The sequence below is a fragment of the Priestia iocasae genome, assembly GCF_016909075.1.
In the GTDB taxonomy this organism is placed as follows: Bacteria; Bacillota; Bacilli; order Bacillales; family Bacillaceae_H; genus Priestia; species Priestia iocasae.
Map to the genome: position 1 here is coordinate 104,838 of NZ_JAFBFC010000003.1, position 19,174 is coordinate 124,011.

General features: G+C 40.6%; 11 protein-coding genes. 1 reads left to right on the top strand and 10 read right to left on the bottom strand.

Annotation, left to right across the window (positions count from 1 at the left end; translation table 11 throughout):
* Positions 1-110: 110 nt before the first annotated feature.
* The 3 genes from JOC83_RS08700 to JOC83_RS08705 form a co-directional block, all read right to left on the bottom strand.
* Entirely contained in the window at positions 111-746 is a 636-nt protein-coding gene (locus tag JOC83_RS08700) for a DUF6518 family protein (RefSeq protein WP_205186306.1), read from the bottom strand.
* A gap of 361 nt (positions 747-1,107) precedes the next feature.
* Entirely contained in the window at positions 1,108-1,200 is a 93-nt protein-coding gene (locus JOC83_RS19985) for a putative holin-like toxin (RefSeq protein WP_239583432.1), read from the bottom strand.
* Positions 1,201-1,565: 365 nt separating this feature from the next.
* Positions 1,566-10,109 carry an Ig-like domain-containing protein gene (locus JOC83_RS08705; protein WP_205186307.1) on the bottom strand — a complete coding sequence of 2,848 codons (8,544 nt, stop codon included), beginning with the start codon at positions 10,107-10,109 and terminating at the stop codon, positions 1,566-1,568.
* A 175-nt stretch (positions 10,110-10,284) separates the two neighbouring features.
* Between JOC83_RS08705 and JOC83_RS08710 the strand changes: the two genes are divergently transcribed.
* Complete coding sequence (locus JOC83_RS08710; protein WP_205186308.1) at positions 10,285-10,944, top strand: BMQ_0737 family morphogenetic spore coat protein; 660 nt, start codon at positions 10,285-10,287, stop codon at positions 10,942-10,944.
* Positions 10,945-11,120: 176 nt separating this feature from the next.
* On the opposite strand, the gene JOC83_RS08715 is transcribed toward JOC83_RS08710, so the two are convergent.
* From JOC83_RS08715 to JOC83_RS08745, 7 genes are all read right to left on the bottom strand, one after another.
* The gene (locus JOC83_RS08715) at positions 11,121-12,482 is read right to left on the bottom strand and encodes a hypothetical protein (RefSeq protein WP_205186310.1); all 1,362 of its coding nucleotides are present in this window, start codon (positions 12,480-12,482) and stop codon (positions 11,121-11,123) included.
* A gap of 18 nt (positions 12,483-12,500) precedes the next feature.
* On the bottom strand, positions 12,501-13,076 hold the full coding sequence (locus JOC83_RS08720) for a hypothetical protein (protein WP_205186312.1): 576 nt from the start codon (positions 13,074-13,076) through the stop codon (positions 12,501-12,503).
* A 68-nt stretch (positions 13,077-13,144) separates the two neighbouring features.
* The gene (locus JOC83_RS08725) at positions 13,145-14,110 is read right to left on the bottom strand and encodes a helix-turn-helix transcriptional regulator (protein ID WP_205186314.1); all 966 of its coding nucleotides are present in this window, start codon (positions 14,108-14,110) and stop codon (positions 13,145-13,147) included.
* A 390-nt stretch (positions 14,111-14,500) separates the two neighbouring features.
* On the bottom strand, positions 14,501-15,529 hold the full coding sequence (mcrC, locus tag JOC83_RS08730) for a 5-methylcytosine-specific restriction endonuclease system specificity protein McrC (RefSeq protein WP_205186316.1): 1,029 nt from the start codon (positions 15,527-15,529) through the stop codon (positions 14,501-14,503).
* Positions 15,522-17,654, bottom strand: coding sequence for an AAA family ATPase (locus JOC83_RS08735; RefSeq protein ID WP_239583433.1), 2,133 nt, complete (start codon positions 17,652-17,654; stop codon positions 15,522-15,524). Before JOC83_RS08735 ends, mcrC begins: the two co-directional genes overlap by 8 nt.
* Before the next feature lie 117 nt (positions 17,655-17,771).
* Entirely contained in the window at positions 17,772-17,996 is a 225-nt protein-coding gene (locus JOC83_RS08740; protein WP_205186318.1) for a YdbC family protein, read from the bottom strand.
* A 22-nt stretch (positions 17,997-18,018) separates the two neighbouring features.
* Positions 18,019-19,149, bottom strand: a complete 1,131-nt coding sequence (locus tag JOC83_RS08745) for a DUF4145 domain-containing protein (protein ID WP_205186320.1) — start codon at positions 19,147-19,149, stop codon at positions 18,019-18,021.
* Between the last annotated feature and the right edge of the window lie 25 nt (positions 19,150-19,174).

Genomic DNA, 19,174 nt, shown 5'->3' on the forward strand with positions numbered 1-19,174 from the left:
AGCTGTTGAAGAAAGACCATGGATACGAATTCTATTTGCGTAAAAATGGCTGTAGTCCTATCGACGAAAAATTGACGACTTTCCTCCTCATCTCCTACTATTCTTTTCTACTATGAAGGAAAATAATACATCAGATCGCTATATTCAATAACAAAATAAAACAAAATCAACGGCGGAATGATTCGTAAACGCTGTTTAGAATGGTTCGGTAAAAAGAGAAACAAGATGACAGCTGAAAGCAAGGAGAATCCCTGCGTTGTCCATAACGAAGAAACCTCTAACGATAAAACATAAAAAAACGAGCTTCCATTTACAATTAGTACGCTGATGGGAGCTGCTGCTATACAAGCTGCTAACCAGCCTTCTCCGCGCGAGAACCAAATAATGTAGCCTGCGATTGGTGACAACAATGCAATACTTCCCCACCCGATAAAATAAGAGGTTGGAAAAAAGCCAAACAAGATCATTGAGTAGAGGTAATAAACAATTAACATCGCACTTAAAAAAAGACATGCATGTAAAGCAGCCGCACGTGGTGATCGACTCCATGCCGCAATGATTGTCGTAACGACCACCCAAAAGCTGATGTCACTTCCAATCAGACCAAGACTTGAACCATCTACGTATTTAGACACAAATCCAAAAGTTGCTCCTACTAAAACAAGAAGGACCAAATAAGTAAGCTTACGTTGTACCGTGCGTTCATCCTGTGACTTTTTCCGAATAGCATCAAGTCGTGCTCTCACCTATGAACTCCCACCTTTCTTTTAAACGATATGTATTGCAAAGCGAATGTATCTTAGTTCCGTATGTATTGAATTTCCACGCCATGGACTACTTCATCCATTTCAAACGTTGGAGACGCCTTTTCATAAGTTACGGTTAAATGCTTATCGTCCACCTACTGAATGGACAAATGAGGCGACAACCCCATTGTCCATCTACAATCTCTCGTAAACTTATAAGCTAGCTTTTCCGCGACTTCATTGCCACACCTATCTCCAAGCCTGTCATTCTATTACAATTATATCCAATACTATCCAACTTATCTTCCTTCTTTTTTATCTCCTCCAACTTAATAAAAAGAACACGCTATGGTTAGCGTGTTCACGAATCTTTATCTTTTCCTTTAAACTCTAGAATCGCGACAACAAACATCCCAAAGCCCAACATTAACGACAATGCTTCAAATGTGCTCATTGATTAACCGCCTCCCTAAAATCAATCTTCCCAATTTGTAACTTGTCCTATACGGAGATGATGATTAATCGTTATTTTGTCCTAGGTATGTTAGATCGTTATCACGCACAATGCTAGTAAACAAGACCGATACTACTGTCACTCAATGATTAGCTATTCGTTTAAGAAGTAAGATTTTTTTCTTTCTAAGAGAACAGAGACTGAAACATAAGTGAGGAAAACGAAGAAAAGAAGATAGATATACAAAATCCCTTGCCTCTCGATCCATTCATGTTCCTGGATTTTTTAGGACAAGGGATTTTACGGGCTGAGTCAAACAGAGGTGTTCTTTACCTGATTTGTCTCAGTCCTTCTGGATAAAATCTTTAACGTATTCGTTTGCATGTAAACTGTAGTCTGAATGATACATCAATCGTAATCGTAGCAGTTGACGATAAACCTGCTTCATTGGTAACCAATACGATAAATTGATCTTCTCCAACAAAGTTTTTGAATGGTGTATACGTAAATTCTCCAGTCTCATTCAATTCCACTACACCATTTTGCGGAAGAGTTTGAATAGAGTAGAAGAGCCTTAATCCATTTGGATCTTTTGCCTTCACTTGTCCTCGCACGGATTGATTGACAGAAGTGCTCAATTGTTCATTTTCTACAATAGGTGGAAGTGGTTCAGCCGTTATATTAACGGTCACTTTGATAATCAACTGATTTCCTACATCATTTTGAACAAGCACGGTAAAAATGTCAGTACCGACAAAATTAGGATTTGGCGTGTACGTAAACGTACCGTTACTATTCACAATCACACTACCATTTAGTGGTGAAGTCTCTAACGAATACGTTAATGGCCGACCTTGCTGATCGGTTGCAATGACTCTCCCTGTAACGTCTTGATTTTCGATCGTCTGGACAGTGAGATCTTTGCCTTGAATCTTATCTTGAACTTGATTGACAATCGCTGTCACGATCGAAAACGCTCTATCACCACGTTCATTTCTTACTTCAACGATAAACTGATCCGTCCCAAAGAATAATGGATATGGTGTGTACGTAAACGCTCCATCTGCATTTACGAAGACTGAACCGTTTATAGGCGCAACAGCTAAATCATACCGCAAAGGTCCATTTAACGAATCGGTTGCAACCACTTGACCTGAAATTTCCTGATTTTGGGATGTTTCAACAAAAACACCTTGAGTTGTAATTGGGCCTTGCAACGGAACTACTACGATATTAACAGGGGCAATTGCTTCATCACTTTGATCATTTTGAACGAGAACGGTAAACGTATCAATTCCCACATATCCTGGATTTGGTGTATACGTGAACGTACCATCTGCATTAATGATGACTTTGCCATATTCAGGCGGAGTAGCTAATTCATACGCGAGTGGTCGACCTAGCTGGTCTGTGACATAAATCGGACTTGTAACAAACTGATCAACAAGCGTCTGGACAATGGTGCTTTCAACTAAAATTTGATTCGGAAACGGTGTGACATTAACAGTGACAATCGAAGTTGCCGTTAGTCCTATCTCATCCGTCACTAGTACACTAAACGTATCGGTTCCGATAAAATTCGGTCTTGGTGTATACGTGAAAGTCCCGTCTTCATTCACAATTGGTGTGCCGTTTTCTGTATTTCCAAGCAGTGTAAACGTCAGCTGTCCGCCTTCTGGGTCAAATGCTTCAATTTTACCACTAACTGTTTGTTCTTCAACCGTTGTAATTGTTTGATCTGCTGTGACTGGCGCTAAGTTTTGTGGACCTTGAACAAATACTTGAATAACAGACGTAGCAGTATCTCCTAATGGATCTGAGACAATGACAATAAATGAATCTACACCGAAGAATCCATCATTTGGCGTGTATGTGTAATTGCCGTCTAAATTGACAGTAGCTGTTCCATTTGCCGGTGAGGTTCCTAATGCATACGTTAACGGTTCTCCAATTAAGCTAATCGCCTCGACTACTCCTGAAACAGGTGTTTCATACGATGTGGAAAGTTCGTAATCACGTGCAACGATACTATCTGCATTGTCTACAACCAATATCGTAACCGTTTCAATACCTCTTACTCCTTGTGAATTGATGCCCTCTATATTAAATAAATCTTCATTCGCAAATTCACGATCAGGTGTATAGGTGAACAAACCGTCTGGATCTAATTCAACTGTTCCGTTATCAGGTAATCTAGTTATTTGATACGTGATTGGTAGCCCTTCAGGATTCACAACGTCCACTTGGTCACTAACTGGAGTATTAATCGGTGTTGTCAAACTCTTTCCAAATAGCGTAAATTCTATATCCCCTTGTAAGACCGTGACTGTAACCGTTCCAAGTCCGACATTCTCACCCGAATCGATTGCAGCAACAGCAAATGTATCTGTGCCGACAAAGCCAAGACCTGGTGTATAGGCAAACGTACCATTTGCATTCACAACAACCGTACCGTTAAGTGGCTCAAAATTTAATTGATAGGTGACGGTTCCTCCTTCTGGATCTTCTGCAGTTACTCGACCCGAAACAGGTTCCCCTTCGATTGTTGTCACACTAACATCCGCTACGATAGGTGGATCGTTTTGAACAATGACGGTGACATTCGACTGCGCCGTTCCTCCGACTGAATCTTTTAACTGAACAATGAAAGAATCCACACCAGCAAAATCTAGCTCTGGCGTATACTCAAATACACCATTTTCGTCTACAGTTACGGTTCCATTAAATGGTGTTCCAGAAATGGTATACGTAATCGGATCTCCATCTGGATCAAATCCTGGCACCTGCCCACTAATGGTCTGATTTTGAATGGTTTCAATTGTAAAGTCATTTGTAACGGGTGGTCGATTAGCCTGCACAACCGTTACATTTACGACCGAGAGCGCTGTACTTCCATTCGTGTCTTCCACTAAGACGGTAAAACGATCAGAACCTACGTAGTCTGGATCTGCCACATACGTGTAAGAACCATCTGGATTCACATTAACCGTACCGTGCTCAGGTAAATCTTGCACAAGGTAGGTAAGTGGATTGCCTTCTTCATCTCTCCCAACCACTTGACCTGAGAATTTCCGATCATTAAACACCGTAATCGAATAGTCAGGGACGGTTGGTACGTCATTTACTGCCGTAATTGTCACAACAATGTTTGTAATGATGAAATTACCTTGGCTATCACTAATCCGAATCGAAAACGTATCGATACCTGTCACATTCGCGTTTGGTGTGTACGTAAACGTACCATCCGAATTGATAAAAACGGCCCCCAAACTCGGACTGCTATCTAACGTAAACGTTAACGAATCTCCATCTGGATCAAAGGCGACGATTTGACTGTTTAAGTCTGTATCTTCTAATATAATAAAAAACAACTCTTTTGGTCCAATAGGTGGATCATTGACAGCTGTAACCGTAACCGTAATGGTCGAGATGGCTGTACTTCCTTGATCATCGTCAACGAGTACGGTAAACGTATCCACACCATTAAAGTTTAAATTCGGCGTATACGTGAACGTGCCATCTACATTCACGATTACTGTACCGTTGATTGGTACGGCTTCTAAACTGTAGGTTAATGGATTTCCATCAACATCAAAAGCGACAACCTCTCCGCTAAACGGTGTATCCTCTGACGTCGTATACGCATAATCCGGCACCACTGGTGGATCATTGACTTTCGTAATCATCACGACAACATTCACAATAATAAATTCACCTTGTTCATTCGTTACTAGGATGGAAAAGGAATCACTACCGATTACATTTTCATTCGGGGTATACGTAAACGTACCATCCGAATTAATAACAACGGTACCAACCGTTGGACTATCTTCAAGCGTATAAGTGAGTAACCCTCCATCTGGATTAAAGGCTCCCACTTCGCTAGTAACAGGTGTATCTTCTAGTGTAGTAAGCATGATTTCATCTGGTCCAACTGGTGGATCAATTACAGGGTTAACAGTCACTGTAATGGTTGAAACAGCCGTGCCCCCTTCTCCATCATCAACAAGAACGGTAAACGTATCCACGCCATTAAAGTTTAATGCCGGCGTGTACGTAAAGGTTCCATCTAGGTTGACAATAGCAGCCCCGTTTGTTGGTCCTATTTGTAAGCTGTACGTTAGTGGGTTTCCATCGATATCAGAGCCCATTACAACACTGTTAATGGCTACATCTTCTGGTGTTACGTACGCATAATTTGGAACAATTGGCGGATCATTTACTGGAACCACTTCAATAATGATATTCGTGATACTAAAATTCCCTTGTTCATCTGTCACTCGAATTGAAAAGGCATCTTCTCCCGTCACGTTTGGATCTGGTGTATACGTGAAGGTTCCATCTGAATTTACAACGGCTGTTCCATTTGTCGGAAGATCCTCTAGTGTATACGTAAGTAGACCACCTTCTGGGTCTGTCGCAATGACTTGACTATTGAATTCCGTATCTTCTGGCGTTGTGAAAGTTAACTCGTTTGGAACAACCGGAGGGTCATTGACAGGTTCAACAATAATGGTAATGGTTGAAACAGCTGTTCCTCCTGCACCATCATCAACAAGTACCGTAAACGTATCCGTTCCACTAACATTCTCATTTGGCGTATACGTGTACATGCCATTTACATTCACAACGGCTGTTCCATTTGTTGGTGCTGCTAATAAGGTATACGTTAACACTGTACCTCGATCAACATCTGTACCAACGATAACCGAGGAAACAGCCACATCTTCTAAAGTAGTAAGCGTATAGTCAGGGACCGTTGGTGGATCATTCACTGGGATGACGTCGATGACAACACCCGCAATCGCCGTACCTCCAAAACTATCCGTGACAAGGACACTAAACGTATCAGATCCGTTAAAGTTTACATTTGGTGTATACGTAAACACACCCGTTGTTGCATCAATCGTAACGGTTCCATTTGTTGGTTCTGTTTCGATGCTATACACTAATGGATTTCCACTCGTATTTGTGGCAATGATTTGATCTGTCACAGGTGTGTCTTCGTCAGTTGAAGTCGTTAAATTTTCTGCCGTTGTTTCTCCGCTTGTTGGAATGACCGTTACCGTCACATTCGATACTGCCGCCTGCCCTGCTGGATCACTCGCAGCAATCGAAAACGTGTCCTGCCCTGTAAAGTTTGTATTGGGTGTATACGTATATGATCCATCTGTATTGACACTAACCACACCATTTGCTGGAGGTGTTTGAACAACATAGGTGAGCGGCAATCCTTCTGGATCTGTTGCTTGCACCGTGCTAATAATCGACGTGTTCTGTTCAGTTGAAATGGATTGATCAAATGCAACAGGTGGATCGTCAACTGGATTAATGGTCACCATAACCGTGGAGACTGCAGTACCTCCTTGACCATCACTGACAAGTACCGTAAATACGTCTGTGCCATTGTAATCCAAATTTGGAGTGTAGGTGAACGTGCCATCGACGTTTACAACTGCTGTACCATTTGTTGGACTATTAAACAAACTAAACGTTAACGGATCTCCTTCTGGATCGGTCGCAACGACTTGGCCGTTAACAGGTATATCTTCATCTGTTGTAAGACTCACATCCGATGTAACTGGTGGATCATTCACTGGCACTACATCGATTGTCACGCTAGATATCGACGAGCCTCCTTGACTATCACTGACAAGCACTGAAAACGTATCCGTTCCTGTAAAATTCTCATCGGGCGTATATGTGAACGTGCCATTGACGTTGATAACTACTGTTCCATTCGATGGGGATAACTGTAGTGTGTAAGTCAGTGGACTTCCTTCTACATCTGTTCCAACAATCGCTCCGTCTAGAGATACATCTTCTTCTGTAGTAAACGTATAATCTGGAACAACTGGTGGATCATTCACTGGGATAACCTTGATTGTAACCGTGGAAACCACTGCATCTCCTTGGTCATCGCTAACTAACACCATAAACATATCGGTTCCTGTGAAGTTCTCATTTGGCGTATAGGTAAACGTGCCATCAACATTCACGATTGCTACACCGTTTTGAGGGCTATTTTCTAACTCAAATGTCAATAAATCTCCTTCCGGATCAGTTGCCACCACTTGGCCACTTACCGTTGTATCTTCATCAATCGTATAACTAACATCACTTGTGACAGGTGGATCATTTACTGCGACAACCTTGACTGTAACCGTAGAAATGGCTGTCGCGCCTTGGGTATCAGTCACAAGTACTGTGAACGTATCCGTTCCTGTAAAATTCTCATTTGGCATATATTTAAACATACCGTCATCGTTCACAACAACTGTTCCATTACTAGGTTCCAATTGTAAGCTGTACGTTAGTGGACTTCCTTCCGGATCCGTGCCTACAACCGTCCCAACGACGGGCGCGTCTTCTTCTGTGCTAACTGTATAATTCGGAACAATCGGTGGGTCATTTACCTGTAGCACGGTAATGGTAATGGTTGAAGTAGCTGTGCCTCCTTGACCGTCACTTACTAAAACTGTAAAGAGATCAATTCCTGTGAAATTATTATTCGGGGTATACGTATAGGTTCCATCCTCATTCACAATCGCTATACCGTTTTGTGGAGCAGCTTGTAACGTAAACGTCAGTGGATCTCCATCTGGATCCGTTGCTACCACTTGCCCATTCACTGTTGTGTCTTCATCGATAGTAAGATTCAAATCACCTGTTACAGGTGGATCATTTACCGCTAAAACGTTAATCGTGATGGTTGATACAGCACCGAGACCTTGCTCATCACTAACCAATACCGTAAATGTGTCACTTCCTGTAAAGTCTGTATTTGGCGTATACGTAAACGTACCGTCTACATTAACCGTCACATCTCCATTTACTGGTGGTGATTGCAAGCTATAGACAAGAAGTTCTCCTTCTGTATCTGTTCCAATAACGGCTCCCAAAACCGGCGTTTCTTCTTGTGTCGTAAATGAATAATCAGGGACTACTGGTGGATCATTCACAGGGATAACCTTTATCGTGACGGTCGATACAGCAGTACTTCCTTCCGCATCACTTACAAGTACTGAAAAAGTATCTACTCCATTAAAATTTTCGTTTGGAATATAGGAATAGGTTCCATCTGGATTTACATTTACAACTCCATTTTGTGGAGCATCTTGAAGGGTAAATGTTAAACCATCTCCATCTGGATCAGTCGCAACAATCGCACCTTCGACTAGTGTATCCTCGAGGGTAGTAAGTGAATAATCTTGAGTGACTGGTGGGTCATTGACAGGTATAAAAACAATGGTAACGGTTGATGTAGCGGTTCCACCTTGACCATCATCAACGATAACGGTAAAAGCATCTGTTCCCGCAAAGTTCAAGTCCGGCGTGTAGACAAACTGTCCATTAGGATTAACCGTAACCGTACCATTGGAAGGGTTTGTTCCTAAACGATACGTTAAGGGATTGAAATCCACATCATTTCCAACAACTTGCCCAATCGCAATCACATCTTCTGGATTGGTGACCGTATAATTAGGCACCGTAGGCGGTGTATTAATTGCTGTTACTTTATTAACAGGGGATGAACTTGATCCTTTCACAATATCTCCTGGTGTACTTTCAAACTGATACTTGATAAACAATTGATTTGAATAAACAGTTGGAGGAGATGGTGCTTCTATTGCCACTGCTTGATAAGTCAGCAATTTCGTTTGATTGACCTCAATGCTTCCTAAAGGAACATTGTCTCGAATATCAACACCCGGTTGAGTGATGCCATCAATTGTTAAGCTATCCGAAACAAAATCCGTGCCACTTGATAACGCGTCTCGTACAAGAGTTAAATCAGCATCAGCCGTTCCGCTATTCGTGACTCGAACGGTATAGGTAATCGTATCACCTGTACGTGCTGATGAGACATCTGATTCTTTTGTAATCGTAAAAATCGGAGCGTTAATATCAATTTGCAACGCAAGAGCATTGATTACATACGTGTCACCTCTTGTTGTTCCACGTACAATTGCGCTCGTTTGATTATTTATTAATCCAGAGGAAACATCAACATTTGTAATGTCCCACCCTTGCCTAGCTCCAGAAATGTTAGTACCGATTGGATGATTGACCGTCCCAAAGCTTCCCGTCGTATTTAATCTTCCCTTATCATTGTTAATTTGTGATGCAAAAAAGTTCGTAAGCGAATTGTTTGGCCCTGAAACAGGCTCTAGGGATGACAGCGATGGACCAAATTGTAATTGATCTCCTGCAATAGATGAGTCCCCTTCTTGAGCACTCACCAACAGACGTCCATTCACCTCACCTGTCGTTGGGGTTGCGAAACCAGACACACTCGCTGTTGAGTTTCCGGTTGAGGAACTTGTAAACTCTGCTCCCACAAAGAGAGAAAGGTTTCGTGAACGTTGCAACGGATCTGCATAAACAACCGCTAACGTCCAACCTGCATGATTTAATGTATTGTTTCTGTTACCTTGTGTCCCTGGTACACTTAAGACACGATAAGATCCAGATCGATTGATGTAATTGGTTACATTCGCACTGCGAACATAAAACGGGTTTTGTGTGAGCGTAAATCTTGTTGCTGGATCAGATTCAATTGAAAATCTACCCTTTGGTGTCACAAGTGTAACAGGATCATTCAAAAAAGCCGATACATCTTCTCCGGCTAAATCGTAGCTTCCTCCCCAAATAAGCTCTGCATAGAGAATTTCAGTTGTTGTAGCAGGAAGCTGCAAAATAGCTGTTGATGCATTTTCCCTCCAGTCAGAGGTCGTTCCAGCAGGGTATCCTCCATCAACAGAAGTAGGATCTGCACTAAAAAATGTTCCAATCGCGTGAGCCGTCCCGGGATTATTTGCATTATTTTCCTTACTTAAACCAAAGGTGTTACCTGTAAAAGTAATGGCTCCGTTTGCGTTGCCAAAAAAACGATTTGCATAAGACAACGATTTCACCTCATTTCCAGATTCATTTTACACATTAGTATATATATTGAGGCATAAGGAAAAGGAGACTGTCCTTGTGAAACTAGACACAGATCTAAGTAACAAAAATTGGGCAAAAGCGTATAGTAGTAGCACTGAGAGAATGAAGAAAAAATGAAGAAGGATGAGGATAAACGTGATTGAAAATCAATTGAAACAAAACGTCAGTTGTTTTCGCGTGTTTAAAGTATATGATTATGTTCAAAAAATGAAAAAAACGCCAACCCGACAATTTTTTGATATTGATATAATAGGTGAAGACTTTTGTATTCTCTGCACATCACCCACTAACATTATCGTCAGCTGTCAACTTGTAGATGAGCTTGGAAATTCGATTTCATTACCATCTTCTTTATCGTGTCAGGAACAATCTCGTCAAGATGTTACGGTGCACTATTTAAATGAAACCATACCTCTTCAAAAAGTACGCCTTCAACAAAGTGGCTATTATGTCATCCATTTAACAGATCCAGCTCGAAATGTAACGTGCACTTCAAATCCAATTCCTTTTTCCTTTACAGAAAATGTGATTTTATGTGCCCCTCCTGACACAACAATCAATTGTGAAGTTGTCGACATGACTTGCGAAACCGACCTTCAAATTGAGGGAGACACCATTGAAAGTCTATCTGTATCTCTTTACTTCTGTCAGCGAATGACAAGCGGCCTAAGTATACCTATAGAGATGAAGCACCTTGACTGTCAACCAAGACCTGACCTGATAAGTATTAGTTGTCATAACAATGTGATTCCCCCCTCATGCGCCTCTATTTTTCCAGATGTCTACACAAAATAAAACGGTCAAAAAGAACGAACAGTCTTTCTCATGGTTAAAAAGAAACAGGGCTGAGACAAATGGGTCAAAAAATACCCCTGTTTGGCTCAGCCCGTAACATGTCTTGTGTTAAAAGTTCAATAGCATTAATCGATAAACAGGCAAGGGACATCGCCTGTCTATTTTCTTTTTTCGTTTTACTCACTTATATCCTGTCTCATCGATACGTGAGATACCCATTGTAGTTCCTTTGAAAGGCTCTGATCATATTGCTCAAACATAAATTCTTGCTGAATCTTTTTTATAAATGATAGGTCAGAAATAATACGGTAAATCGTAACGAGCATACCACCTATATCTAATTTCTTAGCATCTTTTGAAAGCGCCACATAAATTACATTGCTTGATGTGGCAATTGCGTTGGCAATCATCAATAGTTTACGTGTTCTCACTTCGTATAGCTCTTGGCTTCCATGCTTCTTTTCATCGTAAAATAGCTTATGGATAATCGTAATGAGCGTATTGATAAATGCTGCGATTGTAGCGCCGCGTGTGACACTATAGGAATCAATGCTATAACGCTGCACAAGCTTTTGAGCAAGGTCATTGTCAAGCGAACTCACAAACGGTAATGGTAACCCTTGCTTCGTAAAGTAGTCTGAACCGAAATGAATAGCCTGCTTTATAATAGCGGCTGGTAAATTGTATTTGTTTTCTTGAGCCTTTTCAATTGCCATTTCCGTAGCCCCTAACGTTCCGCCTTTGTAAAAAGGGCCAATTTTTCCACCGTGGATTTCATATGTAGTGACAATATCCGTTTTCGTTAGAGAGTTTGATAAAATGTTAATCGGTCCAAACACCCACCCAAGTACAGGGTCATGTCCAAGAGTACGATACCGATGCGTTTTAGCACTTAATCCTGTACTATCACTCATTGGATCAAGCCTTGAGACTGCATCGTAAGGAACAGGTCCAAATAAGATGTCTTGCCAATGAGTCGGCGTTGCATGTTTGAGTGAGGCTTTTATTTTCTCATCTGCCTCTTTTGCTGTACGAAAGCGGAATTTATCGTTCGCAAAAATGTACTGCCTCGCACACTGCAAAGCAACCGTTAATAGTAACAGTGAGATATCCATTTTCGTTAAACGGGTATTCTCGCTAAACGCTGCTTTTACGCGTATGTATTCATCATCTGCTTCACTCATCTCTTGAGGCGTCAACAAATCTTCAAGTACGGTCTGTTCAAACCCGGCAGCACGTGCTTCAGTTAGCAATTCACTCCAATCACGTTTACTATGTATGTGTGGTGATTGAGGTACCCGTGATTCTTCTCTTATCATCTCAGGTAAATTCACCGATATGCCTCTCTTAGCTAATAGCCTCATTGAATGTTGAATGGCTTCATCGGCTTTAGCTGCTGATTGATTTGATGCATCTACACTTTGTTTAGCAATGTCTGAAAAGGTTTCTGTTACCTGTTTTGTGTGAGCTTGTAGCTGTTCCGATTCCTTACGATTATAGGCTAGTACATCTAAAATTTCTTGTAAATCTTTCGACATTCTATCCCTCCCCTACACTTACGATAAGTCGCTTGTCATTTTATGAATCTCATTCATTAACGCTTCATTAATCGCCATCAACTCGTCAATTTTTTGGCGTAGCTTCATATTTTCTTCATACAGGTTCTCTGCTGCGTGTTCAAGTTTCTTCATATACAGCTTAAGCTTTTGAATCGTCTCATTTTGTAGAGTTACTGCTTTTTTCAAGCGATACTCCACTTTTTGACGAAGCTCTTTTTGCTTTTTACTTTTAAATAGTATATAGCCAATCCCACTTAAGATTGCAGCTGGTATAACAACTGGGGCTAATAACGCACCTGCTCCGATTGCTCCCACAGTGCCGATACTTGCGCCAGTAAAACTTGCCGCACCCGCTAATCCTGCCACTCCTGCACTTGTCGCCCCAATCCCTGCTGATGCAGCCGCAACAGCTCCTACACCTGAAACCGCAAGCAATGATTTTTTTAAGACCTCTGGTGCATTTGACGATGTTGTGTAAATTGCAGCTGATGTTTGTAAGGAACGCTCTGCTGCTGTGATTAACTCATCGACCGTTTTTAATGAATCAACATTTTGATAATATTTCTTTGCCATTTTAAAACCTTCTTCCTGTTTAAAATCTAGCTATCTCGTAAGCACCAAGTCGTGTCTGTATGAAACGATTAGTAGTTCTTTACCATATCCATCACACTTCTTCTCATCTCATCTCTCAACACCTGAGGCCCTAGAACTTCTACATACTCACCTTGACTCAGCAGCCACATTTTAATGCCACGTCCGAACACTTCTGCTTCAAACACCATCCCACTCTCACCTTCTTCAATGATTCGTGCGGTTGGGAGTCTGTCTAAAACTGCTTGCGGAGAAGGGCCTGTGAATCGAAATCGAATGGTCATAAGCTCGCCTGCATGCATAAATTGAATTCGTTTGCGAAACTCACCTTCTTGAAAGCGATTATGATAAGGTGCTTGAAAATGCTCGTCTGTGACATGACATGCCGTCATGCGATCCACACGATAAATAGTAGGAAATTCAAGCTCATGCTTCGTTTGATACGCAATTAAATAAAAATAGTAATCTGAAAAAAGTAATCCAACAGGCTTTAACGTCCGTTCACTGCTTTCTTGGTCATGCTCTCTTTTGTAACACACATTGATGACTCGTTTTGTATGAACGGCTTGCGCTAGCTCCCAAAGCAAAGAAAAAAGTGATTTTTTATGCTGCAAGTCAACATATAAATGTTTTTCATTCAGCATCAATTTTTTAATGAAATCTTGATTAGCGGGTTGAGCTAGGTTGGTCAATTTATCAATTAAGCGATCCATGTCCGCTTTTGGGAACGCACGTGACTCGATCAGTATTTTCGCAAGTGTAAAAATCTCTTCGTTTCGTAAATAGTGTTCATCTCCTACTTCTAACTTGTAGATTTTATCCTTACGGTCATATTCAAGGTATTCATTTGTTTTCGCTGTTTCAAGAAAAGCACGGATGCTTTCAAAGTCCCGTTGAATTGTCTTTTCTCCAACTTGAAATGAATCTGCTTCTCCTTTTTTTGTGAGCGCATGCCCTTTAGATAACCGATCATACATCGATAACACGCGATACGTTTGATTTTGCGATAAGCTCATCTGCCCCTCTCCTTGCTTCTATTTAACGATCCAAGAGCTCCCTTACCTCTTCATCCTACCAATTCACTTGGACATATTATGTACTTCAAAAAGAAACTCTCAAAAAAAGAATTAATCTGCGATTAAATGGTCATTTCATTCCTCGTTCAAACCAAATGTACTGCATCTATTTTACTATATTTATAGTATTTTCCAAGGTTATTTATGTAATTTGTGTGAAGAGCATGATTCGCGAACTAAAAAGAGCCCATCTACTTTTTCCGATGAGCTCTTTTCACATTTTTTCTATTAATCGTTTTATCAAGATAGTAAAAGCATACTAGTGTTCTGTCTATAACTGCTCGTTATGGACACTAACGATTTCAAGTATCCGTTTCGTTCAGCATCCTGTCACATCATCCCTGCCACAGCACCCAATTGCTTCACAATGTCTTCCCAATCAGCGCTTAAATCAAGGGTTTTGACACTGAATCGATTTCCGCTGATTTGATAGTCATGGTCAGGCGTGATGTCTTCATCCGTCTTTGCATAGAGGATGACACCACTGACCGTTCCACTTCCCGCTCGATCTTTGTTTTTTACATAGGTAAACATTTGATAAAGATGACTCGAAATCAACGTTTTGCTGTGAAACATCGCGTGTGTTTGCATCGTACGCGCATAATACTTCGCATCGATAATCAGCGTTTTTCCCTTATGAGTGAGTGTGACATCCGATTTCATCGCTGGGAGAAAATCAGATATATCATCATCCACATTCCACTCAATGTACGACGCACGAGCAGAAAAGTGAGGATATTCTTTTTTAAAATAGCTAAGTAAAAACTTTTCATAGAGTCGATGCATTTGTTGATCGTCTAAAAACTCTCTCATTCGATGTTCACCATCATCCGTTGTCATCAATAGTCCTTTTAGAACGAGCTGACAGATGTTCATTAACAGTTTGTACGTTGCATTGTTACGATGATAGGGAATGGCGCTCCAATTAATTGAGTATGGCTGAACGGTACTTACATGATTAAAAAACAACGTGACCTTCCGTAATTCTTTTCGGTTATGAGCGTTGACCTCACCATGTTGAATGAGGAGCTGCATCGTTGTTTTCAAGATTTGATTGAGCTGCGTATTCTCCGAGAACTCATCGTAACGACAAACCATTTTTTGCATAATCATTGTGTTTTGCTTCACCGAATTTGTTACATCGATTTTGCCTCGCAAATGACCGGTTACATCACTTCTTTCTTTATAATCTCGATGTAAGCCACGCTTCACTTGATTTTTCACACCACGAATGAGAATCGCAGCCATCAAATCATGAATATGATTAAATTCTTCTGCTTGAATGCTTTTAAAACTTGCTTCATTTAACGTTTGATACGCGTAAGCAAGCATATAGTACACGTTTCTTATTTTAATCACGAATGGCACCGCGGAGTCGGCCGCTCCACTGTTCTACCTTCGATGGTTCATCAAACCAGTATTCATTAAGTAAAGGAATTAATTCATACTCCACCACTTCAAATAACCATCTGTCATCGTGATGATCTATTGATGAAAAATAGCTATGGCCAATTCGAAAGCCAGTCCCTAAAGATGGGTCTTCGACAATGTCATCGTTTAGTTCGATGACAGCTTTGATTAAACGGTTAAACTGCTCATTTCCAATTGTGTCCTGATATGCTTTAAATCCTTCACTTTCAAAGGCAGGTTCAACCTCATAAAACGCAAAACGACGACGCAGCGCATAGTCAATCATCGCAAGGCTTCGGTCTGCCGTGTTCATCATTCCGATAATATACACGTTATCAGGAACGAAAAATTGCTCGTCTGAATAGAGAAGACGCAGCGCTTTTCCACGTTTATCATGTTCAATTAACATCAACAATTCCCCAAAAATCTTGCTCAAGTTTCCGCGATTGATTTCATCGATAATAAAGAAGTACGGTCTATCATCTGGCTCTGCTTCCTTACAGAACTGATAAAATGGTCCTTCTGACAAAGAGAAACCATTTTTAGTAGGACGATAGCCCATCATAAAATCTTCATAGCTATAACTCTGGTGAAATTGAATGGTTAAAACGCGACTCGTATCTTTTTCACCCATGATGGAATAAGCAAGTCGCTCCGCTGCGAACGTTTTTCCTACTCCTGGTGCACCTGATAAAATGAGATTTTTCTTTTTCATCAAAAGACTTTTAAGCGTATTGTACTTTTCTTCACTCATATAAACTTCTGATAAAAAATCATCTACTGTGTAGCTGTCATAGTGCGAGACTTCTTCATCTTGAAGAACTTCTTCTTCTAAAACATCTTCAAACATCGCTTCTAGCTTTTTATAATAGTCCGTATAAGGAGTAATATCCGTGAGGGTTTTCATCGCCATTTGTCCTTCATGGTCCCATTCCCCTTTGTGCGTCCAATGAATCTCTCTCTTATGCTTATACTCTTGACGCGAATCATCAAACGTATAGTTCGATGTCACAATGCCGCGGCCAATCATCTTTTGACGTCCCTTTTTCACAATCACGACGTCACCAATGGTAAGATCGTTCGCAAATTGCCACGTCGCATGACCTGCATTTTTATAAGAATATTCCTCTCCGTATATCTCTTTCATCTTCGTCTTCATCGCATCTTTTGTTTTGTATTGCTTTAAATCTCCAAGCTTGTCCCAACCAATTGCCATGATGCCTTTCGTATAAAACTCCTCCCACTTGCTTGAATCACGACCTGGGGCATAAATCCAGTAACGCTTTTTATCTTTTGACTGAATCGGTTCAGCTGATGAACTGACAGCCGGTTCATAGGTTTGATGTATGATACTTGTAATCACAGCATCCTCTTCTTTTGTCACAGGAAAATTTGTCGCTCCTGGATACGTTAAAATGCCCATTTTCTTCGTCCGTTCGTCTGCAAGCAACGTCGTTCTCTCTACAATGGAATCAACCAATTTTTCTTCAATTTTAATGTCCACCGCTAAATAAGGCTCTCGATTTAACTCTTCGCTTCGATTATAAGGATCTTCTAAATGCGGCTCGGTCATTTTCGGATCACCTTGTACCGTTCCTACCGCTATAATCCCGCCACCTGAACCAGACAGCCAAATATACGCTTTATCGCCCGCTTTAATTTGTTTCGGATACTGATTTACCGCCCAAGTGATACTGTCAAGATTTTTCACTGCATTGATGACATCATAGTATTTCGGATTGCCTTGAAAAATCCATACAGAAGGGGCTTCTCGCTCTTTTAAAAAAGTTGAATAAAGAGATAATCCCTTTGAATAGGCAGCATTTCCCTTAGACAAATCCACTTCTTTAAAATGTGGCGCAGATATAATTTGCTCATACACCTCTTCAAATTCATCTGAATAAGTCACTTGAAACAAATTCGTCGCAATTCCTTCAAGACGCAATTTAGCCGTATCACTTTGAAGTGCCTGTGTATACGCTTGAATGGTATTCGGTTTATACAGCTCTCCATTTTTCTTCTTCTGCCGACCCATCCAGTTTTGAAAGTCGTTTTTTAAGTATGTAGCGGTCATTGAGTTCTGTTCTCCTTTTGTTATGTAAGTATGTAAACGTAATAAACAACTATATTTTACCAAATATGGTGATGGAATAGTAAAGTCTACTACTTATTAATTATTCAAGAGAAAGTGTTATAGATAAATAGAAAGTGTTATAGATAAATAGAAAGTGTTATAGATAAATAGAAAGGCACAGATCATAGCGATCTGCACCTCGTTTCTTTCTATCCATTCACGCAAATCATACTTTGGTTCACGACCATTCCAACTCACAAGGTTGAGCTCTTTTTTCCATCCCTTTGGAGATTCAGATAACACTGCGATTGTTTCAACGATTTCGTATTTGATTTCTGGCATCGTTCTATCCGCCCTTTCTCTTTTACGTCGTAATTGCTTCTTGTTTTGATTTATTTCCTTGCTTCACTTTTAGCTGTTGAAACAGCTTTTCAACTGTGCCAACTCCAACACTTGCATATTTCGCTAAGATAACAAGTTCTTTAGGCAGTTGCCCCACCGTTTCAATACCACTTTCATTTAATTGCCTCAACAAGTTAGGCATGCCGCTAAATTCCTCGGTTGTAAGCGGGATTTGTGAAAGTTGCTCTGTGACAACAATATGATCATCTTTATAAAAGAAAAATAATTCCCCAGGGCGCTCTTGCGTAAGCTGCCTTCTCACTTTCTCTTCTTCAACGAAAACCATCAATTCATCAAAAAAGACTTCATCATTTTTTTCATTATATCGCTTTACATATGTATGTAATTCTTCTAAGTTGTTCGGTAATTCACTCATAATGCGTGCTTGCTGCTCTGCACCGAGACGAATGAGAAAGATTTCTGATTTCAAAAATCGTTGTGGTAATAAAAATGCATCTCGTAAAAAATACGGAATGTCTAATGTTTTGTTTTTATAAGTAAGCGTGCGAATGGGTGTGAATCCTGGGCGCTCTTGTGCTACTTTCGTAAACTTTAGTGTTGATGGTGATGTTTGTTCTGTCTCTTTTCCTTTCATTGAAAGAAGAAGTAGGGCTTCTAAACCCTTTAATCGCTGCTCAATTTCTGTAATATCATATGTTTGTGTAACAACTGGAGAAGGGTCTTCATAGTGTGGTACTTCTATCTCAACAGGACCATACAGTTCAACATACCATTTCACAATGTGATAAAGTGATTCCCACGACAACAATGCTTCTGAATAACGAAACCTTCTCGTATCGTGTGCCGCCTGATTGCCAACTTGACGCACATGATGAAGCGCATCACGCATTTCAACTGTCAATAATCCATTTTCATGAAGGGTATCAATTCGATCAATCAAACTCATTCTTGGTACTTCTACTAACTTCTCAATTTGCATCACTTGTTGCAAAATGTTTTCAACAAATACTCTCGCATGGGTCAACATCGTACGCGGACTTGTAAAAATACTATTCTCCAATTCTCGTGCCACAAGTGCTAACTCTTTAGAAGCTGGCTCGAGGAACTGATAGAAATAAGACTGATTTTCCATGTGGAACCTCCTAAAATGAACAGCA